Annotated in this window: 14 protein-coding genes and 1 tRNA gene; 11 read left to right on the top strand and 4 right to left on the bottom strand. The window is 71.2% G+C overall.

Annotated features, from left to right (window positions below; all coding sequences use genetic code 11):
- Window positions 1-6: 6 nt before the first annotated feature.
- From ACN27G_RS25985 to ACN27G_RS25950, 8 genes are all read left to right on the top strand, one after another.
- Window positions 7-1,599: an NADH-quinone oxidoreductase subunit N gene (locus ACN27G_RS25985; protein ID WP_421495362.1), complete on the top strand. Its 1,593-nt coding sequence runs from the start codon at window positions 7-9 to the stop codon at window positions 1,597-1,599.
- A 152-nt stretch (window positions 1,600-1,751) separates the two neighbouring features.
- Complete coding sequence (htpX, locus tag ACN27G_RS25980; RefSeq protein WP_421495361.1) at window positions 1,752-2,633, top strand: zinc metalloprotease HtpX; 882 nt, start codon at window positions 1,752-1,754, stop codon at window positions 2,631-2,633.
- Between the two features lie 283 nt (window positions 2,634-2,916).
- Window positions 2,917-4,182 (top strand): MFS transporter, encoded by a 1,266-nt coding sequence (locus ACN27G_RS25975; RefSeq protein ID WP_421495360.1) that lies wholly within the window; start codon window positions 2,917-2,919, stop codon window positions 4,180-4,182.
- 121 nt (window positions 4,183-4,303) lie between these two features.
- Complete coding sequence (locus ACN27G_RS25970) at window positions 4,304-5,428, top strand: helix-turn-helix domain-containing protein (RefSeq protein WP_421495359.1); 1,125 nt, start codon at window positions 4,304-4,306, stop codon at window positions 5,426-5,428.
- Between the two features lie 251 nt (window positions 5,429-5,679).
- Window positions 5,680-5,856: a hypothetical protein gene (locus ACN27G_RS25965; RefSeq protein WP_421495358.1), complete on the top strand. Its 177-nt coding sequence runs from the start codon at window positions 5,680-5,682 to the stop codon at window positions 5,854-5,856.
- A gap of 5 nt (window positions 5,857-5,861) precedes the next feature.
- Entirely contained in the window at window positions 5,862-6,107 is a 246-nt protein-coding gene (locus ACN27G_RS25960; protein ID WP_421495357.1) for a hypothetical protein, read from the top strand.
- Window positions 6,104-6,364: a hypothetical protein gene (locus ACN27G_RS25955; RefSeq protein ID WP_421495356.1), complete on the top strand. Its 261-nt coding sequence runs from the start codon at window positions 6,104-6,106 to the stop codon at window positions 6,362-6,364. Before ACN27G_RS25960 ends, ACN27G_RS25955 begins: the two co-directional genes overlap by 4 nt.
- 161 nt (window positions 6,365-6,525) lie before the next feature.
- On the top strand, window positions 6,526-6,723 hold the full coding sequence (locus ACN27G_RS25950) for a hypothetical protein (RefSeq protein ID WP_421495355.1): 198 nt from the start codon (window positions 6,526-6,528) through the stop codon (window positions 6,721-6,723).
- 128 nt (window positions 6,724-6,851) lie between these two features.
- Here ACN27G_RS25950 and ACN27G_RS25945 read toward each other — a convergent pair whose 3' ends face one another.
- Window positions 6,852-7,346: a YajQ family cyclic di-GMP-binding protein gene (locus ACN27G_RS25945; protein WP_421495354.1), complete on the bottom strand. Its 495-nt coding sequence runs from the start codon at window positions 7,344-7,346 to the stop codon at window positions 6,852-6,854.
- Window positions 7,347-7,492: 146 nt separating this feature from the next.
- Between ACN27G_RS25945 and ACN27G_RS25940 the strand changes: the two genes are divergently transcribed.
- Window positions 7,493-7,576 (top strand) — tRNA-Tyr (locus ACN27G_RS25940).
- A 518-nt stretch (window positions 7,577-8,094) separates the two neighbouring features.
- Here ACN27G_RS25940 and ACN27G_RS25935 read toward each other — a convergent pair.
- A complete protein-coding gene (locus ACN27G_RS25935) occupies window positions 8,095-8,943 on the bottom strand; it encodes a helix-turn-helix domain-containing protein (RefSeq protein WP_421495353.1) in 849 nt (282 codons plus the stop codon).
- A 115-nt stretch (window positions 8,944-9,058) separates the two neighbouring features.
- Between ACN27G_RS25935 and ACN27G_RS25930 the strand changes: the two genes are divergently transcribed.
- Together ACN27G_RS25930 and ACN27G_RS25925 are read left to right on the top strand one after the other, a co-directional pair.
- A complete protein-coding gene (locus ACN27G_RS25930; RefSeq protein WP_421495352.1) occupies window positions 9,059-9,760 on the top strand; it encodes an SDR family NAD(P)-dependent oxidoreductase in 702 nt (233 codons plus the stop codon).
- A gap of 25 nt (window positions 9,761-9,785) precedes the next feature.
- On the top strand, window positions 9,786-10,637 hold the full coding sequence (locus ACN27G_RS25925) for an NAD(P)H-binding protein (RefSeq protein ID WP_421495351.1): 852 nt from the start codon (window positions 9,786-9,788) through the stop codon (window positions 10,635-10,637).
- A 193-nt stretch (window positions 10,638-10,830) separates the two neighbouring features.
- On the opposite strand, the gene ACN27G_RS25920 is transcribed toward ACN27G_RS25925, so the two are convergent.
- Together ACN27G_RS25920 and ACN27G_RS25915 are read right to left on the bottom strand one after the other, a co-directional pair.
- Window positions 10,831-11,043: a hypothetical protein gene (locus tag ACN27G_RS25920; protein WP_421495350.1), complete on the bottom strand. Its 213-nt coding sequence runs from the start codon at window positions 11,041-11,043 to the stop codon at window positions 10,831-10,833.
- Between the two features lie 550 nt (window positions 11,044-11,593).
- Complete coding sequence (locus ACN27G_RS25915; protein ID WP_421495349.1) at window positions 11,594-12,016, bottom strand: hypothetical protein; 423 nt, start codon at window positions 12,014-12,016, stop codon at window positions 11,594-11,596.
- Window positions 12,017-12,092: the final 76 nt, after the last annotated feature.

Below are 12,092 nucleotides of genomic sequence, written 5' to 3'. Positions count from 1 at the left end.
GGCGTCGTGATCCAGAGTGTGGACAACGTGGCGCTGCTGCCGGCGTACCTGGCGGCCGGCACCGCCGTACTCGTGCTCCTGGCCGACCTGCTGGTCGGCCGGCGCGGCGCCACGGTCGCCGTCTTCGCGGCCGGCGCCGCCGCCACCGCCCTCGGCGCGGTGCTGGTCGGCGCCGCCGGCCCCCGGTCGACCTTCTGCGCCGGCAACGACTGCTCCTATCTCGCGAACGGAAGGGCGGCGCTGGTCGGCTGCCTCTTCGCGCTGCTCACCCTCGGGGTGCTGGGGCTCTCCGCGCCGCTGCTGCGCTCCGGGCAGGTGCCGCCGGGGGAATACTGCTTCCTGCTCGCCTGCTCGATGACCGGCGGCGTCGTGCTCGGCGCGGCCGGCGACCTGATCACCCTGGTCGTCGCGCTGGAGACGCTGACCCTGCCGCTCTACGTCCTGGTCGGGCTCAGGCAGCGCAGCGTGGCCGGTGCCGAGGCGGCGCTGACCTTCTTCGTGGTCAGCGTGGTCGCCACCGCGATCACGCTGCTCGGCGCGGCGCTGCTCTACGCGGTCACCGGGGCGGTGCACCTGAGCCGGCTCGACGCGGTCTTCACCGCCGAGGCGGCCCGGCCGGTCCCGGTCGGCGGCGGCTTCCCGGCCGGCCCGGCGCTGCTGAACCTGCCGCTGACCGTGGTCGCGGTCGCCCTGGTCGTGCTCGGGCTCGCCTTCAAGGTGGCGGCGGTGCCGTTCCACGCCTGGGCGCCGGCCACCTACGACGGCGCGCCGGTGCCGGTGGCGGCGTACCTGTCGACCGCCTCCAAGCTCGGCGGCGTGATCGCGCTGCTGGCGGTCACCGCGACCGCGCTGCCGGCCCGGATCACCGGCCCGCTGCTGGCCACGGTGGCGGTGCTGACGATGACCGTCGGCAACCTGGTGGCGCTCCGGCAGCGCCGGATGGTGCGGCTGCTGGCCTGGTCGTCGGTGGCCCAGGCCGGCTACATCGTCGCCCCGCTCGGCGCGCTGGCCCTCTCCTCCGGCCGAGGCGCCGAGGCGCTGGGGACGGCGGTCGCCGCCGCGGTGGCGTACACGGTCTTCTTCGTGGTGCTGGAGCTGGCCGCCTTCGGGTCGGTGGTGGCGCTGCGCCCGGCGGCGGCCGACGGCGGCGAGATCGCCGACTACCGGGGCGCGGCCCGGCGCCGGCCGTGGGTCGGTGCGGCGTTCGTGCTGGCGCTGGTCGGGCTGGCCGGGCTGCCACCCGGACTGGCCGGGCTCTTCGCCAAGGTCACCGTCGTCCGGTCGCTGCTGGCCGGTGGCGCCGGCTGGCTCGCCGTGGTGGTGGCGCTGAACGCGGTGGTCGGGCTCGCCTACTACGTACGGGTCGCCGCCACCCTCTACGCCCCGGAGCCGGCCGCCGACCGGGCCGGTGACGCCGCCGCCGCTCCCGTCGCCCCGACCGAGCCGGGTGCCCCGGCCGCCCCCGCCACGGCCCCGGTGCCGGAACCCGGCCCGATCCGGCCCGCCTGGGCGGTTGTCGCCGCGCTGGCCCTCGCCACCGCCGTCGCGATCGTCGTCGGCTTCGCCCCACAACTCATCCTGGACGTCGCCGCACTGTGACGTTGACCGCTCCAGCAGCTGGTTGGGGCCTACCGCACCGGGTTGAGGTGCTTTCCCAGCCAACTCACAGTCATATCCGGATTGTTGGCGGGGTACCCCGGTGTTGTACCGGTCAGCGGGCCCAACCCGCCCGTAGCACCGAAGGAGTTAACGTGCATAGCCATCACAACGGGCTCAAAACAGCCGCGCTTCTTGGCCTGCTCACCGCTCTGATCATCGGCGTCGGCTACTGGCTCGGCGGCAGCGGCGGTCTGGTGATCGCCGTGCTGCTCTCGCTGGTCATGAACGCCGTCAGCTACTTCTGGTCCGACAAGCTCGCGCTGCGCGCCATGCGGGCGAAGCCGGTAAGCGAGGCCGAGTTCCCCGCGCTCTACCAGATGGTCCGGGAGCTGGCGACCGAGGCCGGGCAGCCGATGCCCCGGCTCTACGTCAGCCCGACCATGCAGCCCAACGCGTTCGCCACCGGTCGCAACCCGAAGAACGCCGCGGTCGCGGTGACCCAGGGGATCACCCAGATCCTGGACTACCGGGAGCTGCGGGGCGTCATCGGCCACGAGCTGTCCCACGTCTACAACCGGGACATCCTGATCTCCAGCGTGGCGGCCGGCCTCGCCGGCATCATCACCATGCTGGCGTACTTCGCCTGGTTCATCCCGCTGGGCGGCGGGGACGACGAGGACTCGCCGAACCCGCTGGTCCTGCTGCTGACGATCGTGCTCGGCCCGATCGCGGCCTCGCTGATCCAGCTCGCGATCAGCCGTAACCGCGAGTTCCAGGCGGACGCCTCGGGTGCCGCGCTGACCCGGGACCCGCTGGCACTGGCCAGCGCGCTCAAGAAGATCCACGCCGGCACGCAACGGATGCCGCTGCCGGCCGACAACCGGCTGACCAGCACCGCCCACCTGATGATCGACAACCCGTTCAAGGGCGGCGGCATGGCGAACCTCTTCTCCACCCACCCGAACATGGCGGAGCGGGTACGCCGCCTGGAGCAGATGGCCACCCGCAACGTCGGCCCCGTCCAGTACAGGTAACTGCAAGGAAGGGCAGTGCAAGGAAGGGCCCCCGCTTATCGCTTTCTGTTGTAGAAGGGCCCCCTCCTAACACCTCTGACCGAGAACCTGCGCCCACGGCATCGACGCCGATCGGGCGCAGGTTCTCTGCTGTGTGTGATGTGTGCTCGCGCTCGTGTTGCGGCGGGACGTGACCGGGGGCGCACGGTGGTAATCCGGTACTGCGGGATGCCGGGCCCGGGTTAGGGTCGGATGGCTGTCCACCCGTTACACACCACCACCGACCCGTGAGGGAGCTCCGACCGTGACCGCGCTGCGCCAGTACCTGGGAGTGTGGCGGATCCCGGGTGCACCGATGCTGCTCGTCGCCGGCCTGGTCGGCCGGCTCGGCATCGGCATGACCCCGCTGGCGCTGCTGCTCGTCGTCGAGCAGGTCACCGGCCGGTATTCGCTGGCCGCCGTGGCCGGCGGGGTCTACGCGCTCTCCGGTGCCGCGCTCAGCCCGGTCGCCGGCCGGATCGCCGACCGGATCGGGCCGAGCCCGGTGCTGCTGGTCACCGCCGTCGCCCACCCGGTGGCGCTGGTCGGCCTGCTGCTCGCCAGCCGCGCCGGCTCCCACGCCCTGGCACTGATCCTCACCGCCGCGGCGGTGGCCGGGGCGACGTTCCCGCCGCTGACCGCCGCCATCCGGGGCGCCTGGAACGACCTCACCGACCCCGCCTCCGGCCGGTACGCCCTGCGCAACACCGCGCTCGCCGCCGAGACCACCCTCTTCGAAATCGTCTTCGTGGTCGGCCCGCTGCTGGTCGCAGCCTTCGTCCTGCTCGCCGACGCCGGGGCCGCCCTGCTCGGCGCCGCCGTGGTGACCCTGGCCGGCACCACGGTCGTGGCACTCGGCCCGGTGATGCGCGGCTGGCGGCCACATCCGCGGGAGAGCCACGCCAGGGGCCTCGGCCCGCTGCGGGTGGGAGGCTTCCCCGCCCTGCTCTTCTGCGTCGCCGGGCTCGGCATCGCGTTCGGCGCCGCCGGGGTGGCCGTGCCGGCGTACGCCTCCGCGCACGATCCGGCCAACGCGGAGAGCGTGGCCGGCGTCCTGCTCGCCATGTGGGGGACGGGCAGCGCAATCGGCGGCCTCTGGTTCGGCACCCGCAAGCCGGCCCGGAACGCCGCCCGCCAGTTCGCACAGTTCCTCGGCCTGCTCGCGGCGACCTTCGCCGTCTTCGCGGTGATGCCCGGCCCGATCGCGCTCGGCGTCGCCCTGGTGCTCGGCGGCGCGACCATCGGCCCCGCGCTGACCGTGGAGAACACCATGGTCGGCCGGATCTCCCCGGTGAGCATGCTGAACGAGTCGTACACCTGGGTGGTCACCGTGGCCGTCGCGGCGAGCGCGGCCGGCGGCGCGGTGGCCGGAGTGCTGGCCGACCAGGTCGGCGTACCGTGGGCGTTCGTCTTCGCCGGTGCGGCGGTCGCGGCCGCCGCCGTGGTCGCGGCCCTGCCGACCGGCTCGATCGCCCGCGCCGAGGCCAACGCCGAGGTACGCCTGGAGCAGGCCCTCGCCACCGAGGGGTAACGGCGGCCGTACGGTACGAACACTCGCCGGGATGTTGCGTGTACTGTCCGAAGTGGTAAAGAGGCGCCTACCGGATTGGCAGCCGGCGGAGCGCAGCCCACTTTGCTAGCCGGGAGCACGCATGCCGCGACCCGTGGCCGTCGACCCGAGATTCGGTGCCGAACTGCGCCGCCTGCGCGGACAGCGCGGCCTGTCGCTGCGTCAGTTGGCGGACGCCACGTGCTACTCGCACACCTACCTGTGGGAGCTGGAGAGCGGCCGGAAGCAGCCGGGCGGGGTCGACGTCGCCGAGCGCCTCGACGCCGCCCTGCACAGTGGTGGCACCCTGGCGGCGCTGGTCACCGATACTGCGTTGGACCCGGACACCGCCGGGCGCCTCGACTGGATGGCCGCCAGGCCGCGCACCATCGACGCCCCGGCGGTCGACGCCCTGCACGCCATCCTCGACCAGCAGCGCCGCCTCGACGACGCGATCGGCGCTGTCCCACTCATCGACCCGACCACGTGCCATCTCGACATCGTCCGAGCAGCCCTCGGTCAGGTCCGGGGCGAACTGCGTGACGACGTACTCGACCTGGCCGCGCAGTGGGCACAGTTCGCCGCCTGGCTGCACCTGGCAGCCGGGTCGCTGGAGCCGGCCGGTCGACTGCTCGACCAGGCGTGCGGGTGGGCGATCGAGACCGACGACTACGAGATGCTGACGACCCTGCTCAGCTATCAGGGACACCGAGCATGGTTGGTCGGCGACGTCGGTGCGCTGGTCGGGCTCACCCGGGCCGCACTGCGGGACCGCCGGGCCTACGTCGGGCAGCGCGCGTACGACCACTACCAGCTTTCGCGCGGTCTTGCGCTGGCCGGCGAGAACCGGGCCGCCGACGAGGCGTTGCGGATCGCTGCTGACCTGGCGGAGGAGGCGGTCGAGTACCGTGGCCCGGTTCCCGCCTGGCACTACTACCGCACCGCTGCCTTCTTTCGGCTGGAACGCGGCCTGGCGCTCCAGGTCGGTGGTCGACACGACGAGGCGCGCGAGCACCTGCGGGGTGGGCTGGACGGACTGGACCCCGGTTCTCGCCGGGCGGAGTGGGTCGGCGACTATCTCGTACACCTGGGACTGGCACACGAGGCGACCGGAGACCGCGACCATGCCGGCGCTGCCGTGATCGAGGCGGCGAGCATCGCCGAGGCCACCCATTCGGTACGGCTGGCCCGCCGGGCGGCGGAGCTGGAACGCCGGCTCGGTCTCTGAACCGGTCGGCGTCAGCGCCGTCAGCAAACGTGTCTGCTGACGACCGCCTCCTGTTGTCCACGCCTTTGTCCGGACGACGCTGTAGTCCGGGACGGGCTGATTCCCTCGCCGGAATCTGATCGAGGAGCGCAGCCACGTCCGGTCGGTCGACGCCTGGTCCTGCGAGGGCGGGCTCGGCCGGCACCGGTGGGAGTAGAGAGTGGCGCTCCGTGATCGGTGATCCGGGGCGCCACGGCCGAAAGGGGCGTGAGGTGACTGATTCAGACCAGCAGGTGGCGGACCAGCGGATCTTCGAGGCGCACGCGGATGGCGGGCGGTGCGCGGAGTGCGCGCCCAGGGGCGGGTGCATCGTGCTGCTCGCCGCAGTCCGCCGACGGGTCGAGCGGGAGGAGACCGGCGTCCGACCCGGGCTGGAACGGCTGTGGTAGTTCGGATGGTGCGGCGCTGGCTGGCGGTGGAGTGGCCGGTTCCGGTCGAGTGTGCCTTCGCGCGACTCGTCCTCGGCTGTCACGCGCTGCGGGAGTGTGGCAGGTGCGGGCCGGACGGCTGCCCGCTCTGGTCGTGGGCGATCGAGGTCCACCGGCGGGAGCACGCCGTCAGGGTGTTGCTGGGCGGGACGTTGCCGGCGGCGGTCACGGTCGGAGACGTACGGGCGGCGTTGGAGCGTCGGAGACCATGACCGCGCTGCCGCGCGTCGGGGATCTGGTTCGGATCGACGGGCGGGCTTCGGTCCAGTTCGCGGGGGATCGGGCACTGCTGCTGCGGGTACTGCGCGTGGACCGCCGGCCGACGTACTACGGCTGGTGCTGGCTGACCGGCTACGTCCTGAATCGGAACGGCGAGGCGACGGAACGGCGTGAGGTCTACGTGCAGGTCGCCGGGCTGCGCCGGGTGGCGGACCTGCGGAAGCGGGCCGCTACCGCGCGGCGCGCGTGATCAGGTGTTTGTCCCCAGAGCGTCCGGTTATCCCCAGCCCGACTGCCTGCCCTGGCGTCGCGGCAACGACCCAGGGCAGGCAGCCGTCCGCACACCGTGCAGAAGAGTGTCGCCGGCCCCGGATGCCGTGGCGCCGACAGAGAAGGAGTAGAGACGCGATCATGGTCAGCGATCCCCGCGACATCGAAGTCGTGGAGATGATTCCGGAGGAAGAGCACGACCGCATCCGCTCCGAGTGCACCCGCCTGCTCGGGATGGATCTCGATGAGTTCGCCCGACGGTGGTACGCGGGGGAGTACCGCGACGATGCCGACCCGAGGGTCACGCAGGTAGCCATGCTGCTGCCCGATGCCGAGTGATGCGGCCCCGGCCGCCTCGTAAGAGGGATGGCCGGGACCGCGTCAGGTCTGCCGGAAGCCGGCGAAGCCACCACCCCGGAGGGTTGGGAACCTCGCGTTGTGGCGGTCCGTTCGGGAAACGGCCAGTCTCAGCGGTAGTTGGTGAACTGGAGCGCGACGCCGAAGTCCTCACCCTTGAGCAGGGAGATCACGCTCTGTAGGTCGTCCTTCTTCTTGCCCGTCACCCGGAGCTGGTCCCCCTGGATCTGCGCCTGTACGCCCTTCGGCCCCTCGTCGCGGATCTTCTTGCTGATCGCCTTGGCCTTGTCCGAGTCGATGCCCTGGATGACCTTGCAGTCGACCTTGTACGCCTTGCCGGACTGGCGCGGCTCGCCGGCATCCAGCGACTTGAGCGAGATGTTCCGCTTGACCAGCTTCTCCTTGAAGACGTCCAGAGCCGCCCTGACCCGCTCCTCCGTCTCGGCCTGGAGGCTGATCCCCTCCTCGCCCGACCAGGAGATCTCGGCACCGGTGCCCCGGAAGTCGAAGCGGGTGGAGAGCTCCTTCTCCGTCTGCCGGAGGGCGTTGTCGATCTCCTGCCGGTCGACCTTGCTGACGATGTCGAACGACGGGTTGGCTGCCATGATTCCGCTCCTGCTGTATGCGACTGTAGGTGTGCCGGGCCGCACCCGGCGGTGGTACGACATGCCGACGGTACCCGGTTGCACGATCCCCCAACGTAGCCGCTATCCTTGCTTCCGCTGCCGCGCCACGCGTGGCGGCACGCCTTGGCGGGTTGCCCGAGCGGCCAATGGGAGCGGACTGTAAATCCGTCGCGAAAGCTACAGAGGTTCGAATCCTCTACCCGCCACCACGTGCGAAAGTAGGTCTTGACCAGGCGAAATGCCGGTCAAGGGCTGCTTTCGTCTGTCCAGCCGTCAACGGCGCTGTCCGGCGGTGAACGGGCATCCACGGAGAATGCGCGGAGAGGTTTCCAGAGACTCAGGGGCCCGTCTCGCTGGTCGTGGTCGGGCCACAACGCCGCCTCGATTCGGCGCCGGACCAGCTCGTCACGCACTTCGAAGGCCGCAAGGATGCCCTACGGCAACGGCACGCAATGGTGGCATCCGACCCGGGACTACGCGAACGCGACCAGCACAAGCGCGCGACGCCGGCCCAGGCGGTGCGGCACGGCTTCCCACCCGCGGTCTCGGCCCGCTTCGGGCCAGCCTGCTCGCCGAGACGACGGGTGACCCTGAGGTACGTGTCGGTCACCGAATGGCTCGACTCCGACGACGATCACCGGTTGTGCGACATCATCGACGCCGTGCTCGCGACGCTGCGCGTGGAACTGGAGGGCCGAGACGCCTGAATGGCCGGGCCGAGCGATCGTCACCCGGTCGGCGGGGTCATCGTCTCGGTGCCGACGACGGAGAGGAGCCGTAGCTTTTCGGCTGCCTCGCTGCCGGGTGCCGCGGTGTAGACCACGATGCGTACGTCGGCGCCGTGCGCCGTCAGCACGTCGCAGTCGACCTCGATCTCGCCGACATCGGGATGGTCGACGGTCTTTCGTTCGCTCCGGTGGTGCGCGACCGTGGAGTCCGCCCACAGGCGCGCGAAGTCCGGGCTCGATTTCCGCAGCGCGCCGATCAGGTCGCCGACCTCGCGGTCGGCCGGGTAGCGCGTCGCCACGGTGCGCAGGTCGGCCACGAGCGACGCCCGGTGTTCCTCGATGCGCGGGTGCCGCACCCGCCCCTCGTCGTCGCGGAACGTCCGCCACACGATGTTGGCCGACCGGCGGTCATGACCGCGCCAGTCGTCCCCGGTCAGCGCGGCCCACAGCTCGTTGTGCTCGATGAGGGTCCAGGCCGCGTCGAAGACAGCGATCGGGGTGCCGGCGAGCCGGTCGAGCAGGCGCCGCACGCTGGGACCGATGTGCTGCGGCACCGTAGTGCCCGACTCGGCGGCATGCCCGGCCAGCCGGCAGGCCAGCTCGTACTCTGCGTCGGACAGGCGCAGCGTCCGGGCCAGCGCCCGCACGATGACGAGGCTGGGATGCGCCCGGCCCTGTTCGAGGCGTTGCAGGTAGTCCGGTGAGACGCCGGCGAGCCAGGCGACCTCCTCCCGGCGCAGCCCCGCCGTTCGCCGAGTGCCCGGCCCGAAGGGCAGCCCGACATCGGTCGGCTGCAGGCGGCCGCGCCACGAGCGCAGCAGCGCCGCCAGATCAGGTGCCTCGCTCATGAACCCATTGTGGGCGTCCAAACGCGTTGTCTGCCTGGCCCGATGTGGGCCAGGCTGCCGCCACCCACCCGTGCCAGGCTCGAATGCGTAGCCGCTTTCACGAGAAAGGACCGCAATGAGCACGCAGCCTGTCGCGCTGGTCACCGGCGCCAACAAGGGCATCGGTCTGGAGACGGTCAGGCGTCTGGTCGAAGCCGGCTTCCGCGTCCATCTGGGCGCCCGTGACAAGCAACGGGGTCGGGCCGCGGCCGACGCCGTGGGTGCGCATTTCCTGGAGCTCGACGTGACCTCCGACGCGTCTGTCCGGCGTGCGGCCGAGCTGGTCGAGCAGGCCGACGGACACCTCGACGTGCTGGTCAACAATGCCGGCATCACCGGCCCGGTGCGCGACCCGCACGACTACACGGCCGACGACATGAGCGATGTGGTCCAGACGAACGTCGTCGGCTACGTCCGCCTCATCCACGCCTTCCTGCCGCTGCTCGACAAGAGTGGCGACCCCCGGATCGTCAACGTCAGCAGCGGCCTCGGATCGTTCGCGCTCTTCCACGATCCGGACCGCATCGAGTCGCGGGCGGGCACACCGCTCTACGCGGCGTCGAAGGCGGCGATCAACATGCTGACCGTTCGGTTCGCCCGGCTGCTACCGCACATCCGCGTCAACGCCGCAGACCCCGGACTGACGGCGACCGATCTCAGCGGCGACACGGGCCACTCGGTGCACGACGGTACCGACGCCATCGTCGCCTTCGCGCTGAGCGCGCCCGGCGGCCCGACCGGCGCCTTCGCCGATCGCGCCGGCGACCTGTCCTGGTAAGACCACGAATACGAAGGAGACTCACATGTATCTGATCACCGGAGCCACGGGCAATGTCGGCGGCCTGCTCGCACGCCAGCTGCACGACCAGGGCCACCCCGTCCGGGTACTCGTCCGCGACCCGGCCCGGGCGGCAGATCTCCCCGTCGCGATCGAGCGCGTCGCCGGCGACCTGAGCAACCCCGACGACGTGGCCCACGCCGTCAAGGGCGTGGACGCGGTCTTCCTGATGCAGGTGGGCGGCGGAACAGACCAGACCCAGATCATGATCGACGCCGTACGCGACGCCGGTGGCAGCCGCATCATCCTGCTCTCCTCGGTCGGCGCACGGCTGATGCCGATCAGCGACAACCCGATCATCGGTGGCGCCCTCGCGGCCCGCGAGGATCTCATGCGCGAGTCTGGGCTGGACGTCACCTACCTGCGCCCCAACGGCTTCGCCTCGAACGCCCTGTGGTGGCTGGACGGCATCCGCGCCGGCAAGGTCGTCGTTCCCACCGGGGACGGCCGCCAAGCGGTCATCGACCCCGAGGACATCGCCCGGTGTGCCGCCGTCACCCTCACCGAGAACGGGCATGCGGGCAAGGGCTACACCCTGACAGGCCCGGAGGCGCTCACCGCCCGCGAACAGTTGGCCACGATCGCCGAGGTGACCGGCCGCTCGGTCGACGTCGAGGACGTCACCCCGCACGAGTTCGCCCAGGCGCAGATCGCCGCCGACGTCCCCGCCGGGCAGGCGCAGGCGCTGGAGTACCTGAACACGGTCTTCAGCAAGGGCCGGGCCGCCTACATCTCCGACGACGTGCAGAACCTGACGGGCCGGCCCCCGGCGACCTTCCGCACGTGGTGCGAACGCAACGCCGACGCCTTCCGCTGAGCGGATTCGCAGGATGGCGACATCGAGCACGCGACCGGCTGGGGCTCACGGAAGATGCGCTGTCATCCGCCGCGGAGCGCTGTCATCCGCCGCGGAGCGACCGATTCCGACCCGACCGCCGCCCCGGGCAAGGGGCCAGCCACCGCGTCGGTGGATCGAGGCTTAGCCGGCGGACCGTGTGGCTCGTTCAGAGCTAGGCGCTGGCGGACTCCTTCCGGTCGGAGTTGGTCAAGGCGTCCAACGCGGGGGAGCCGTTCGACACTGACACCGGTCGGCCCATGCGGGAGACCAAATCCAGGAACGCCACCACCTGGTACGCGCACAGCCGCTCGTACATCAAGATGAAATGGCCCAGGGCGGCGGCCAAGACCCGGCGATCCATCGTGGAGGCGCTGACCTCGATCACGATGGTCCTGACCCGGCCCGGCCGGCGCGGGTCAAGCTGGCCGCGTGTTGAAGCCTCGCCGGTTCCCCTCATGGCTGGTGCCGCTGCTCACCGGGACGGCGGCGCCGTCATGCCCGCATCGCAGCTCGCTGGGTGATCTTCATCGAGCAAAGGATGAACGGTGGTCGATGCTCAGCGGCCGCTTGGGGATGCCCTCTTCGGGGAAGGCACACGACACTCGGACCGGACGATGAACACTAGGTCGCGAGCTGTTCGACCGCCAGGCGCGGAAGCTGCTCGGCATATCGGGCGATGAGTTCCTCGCTCGCGGGGACCGCGGTGAGTACACGGACGCGGACGACCCCAAGGTGAAGGCGGTCGCGATCTTGATCCCCTTTGCCCGGTAGGACACCGTCCGCCGCGCTAGAGCGCCGGCCGCCCGCGACGACTGGGAGGAGGTGCTCAGCCTGAACGAAGGGAAGCTCAAGCTGTACCGGACGTGGAACGCGGACCCGAAGCTCGCCCCCGAGCTGCCCGCTAGAGCTCTGACGGCGGGTTGAGGGCAGACGGACTACTTCACCGCACGCAACGGCTGGCCGGCCAGGACGCTGTAGGCGACGACGATCAGGATCGTGATGCCGACCACGGCGAAAGCCACGCCAATCGCCCGCTCCAGCAGCACGAAGCGCGCCAGACGCCTGTCGTACGGCACCTCCGGCAGCCAGCGCCACGGCGGGACCCGGCGCAGCGGCAGGGCGGCGCCCATCGATCTCCGCACATGCCACTCCGCCACACCGCGAAAGTTGGTGGCCAGGGCGACGCCAACAGGGCTCATGACCAGGCTCATGGCGGCACCCGCCAGCAGACGCCACGTCTCCACCTGACCCCCTCCGGTCGGCTCGTCCCGGCCGACGAGCGTGCTCAGGCGTACGCCCGAGAGCAGCTCCCACTCAACAACAGTCGGCGCCCCCGACGCCAGAGCCGGGGACTCCACCTCCGTCGCGACGGTCGATATGGCTGCGGGCGACCCCTGCGCTGTCACACGCTCAATGGAGCCGGTGCGGCCGCGT

The organism is Plantactinospora sp. WMMB334 (assembly GCF_049179095.1).
GTDB lineage: Bacteria > Actinomycetota > Actinomycetes > Mycobacteriales > Micromonosporaceae > Plantactinospora.
The sequence above is the reverse complement of the archived record's forward strand: the minus strand, read 5'-3'. Positions and strand labels throughout refer to the sequence as shown.

Bases quoted from the DNA above. Each gene is read 5' to 3' on its own strand.
- ACN27G_RS25960 (WP_421495357.1), top strand. From the start codon at position 5,862: ATGGTGCGGCGCTGGCTGGCGGTGGAGTGGCCGGTTCCGGTCGAGTGT.
- ACN27G_RS25955 (WP_421495356.1), top strand. From the start codon at position 6,104: ATGACCGCGCTGCCGCGCGTCGGGGATCTGGTTCGGATCGACGGGCGG.
- ACN27G_RS25950 (WP_421495355.1), top strand. From the start codon at position 6,526: ATGGTCAGCGATCCCCGCGACATCGAAGTCGTGGAGATGATTCCGGAG.
- ACN27G_RS25945 (WP_421495354.1), bottom strand. From the start codon at position 7,346: ATGGCAGCCAACCCGTCGTTCGACATCGTCAGCAAGGTCGACCGGCAG.
- ACN27G_RS25935 (WP_421495353.1), bottom strand. From the start codon at position 8,943: ATGAGCGAGGCACCTGATCTGGCGGCGCTGCTGCGCTCGTGGCGCGGC.
- ACN27G_RS25925 (WP_421495351.1), top strand. From the start codon at position 9,786: ATGTATCTGATCACCGGAGCCACGGGCAATGTCGGCGGCCTGCTCGCA.
- ACN27G_RS25970 (WP_421495359.1), top strand. From the start codon at position 4,304: ATGCCGCGACCCGTGGCCGTCGACCCGAGATTCGGTGCCGAACTGCGC.
- ACN27G_RS25930 (WP_421495352.1), top strand. From the start codon at position 9,059: ATGAGCACGCAGCCTGTCGCGCTGGTCACCGGCGCCAACAAGGGCATC.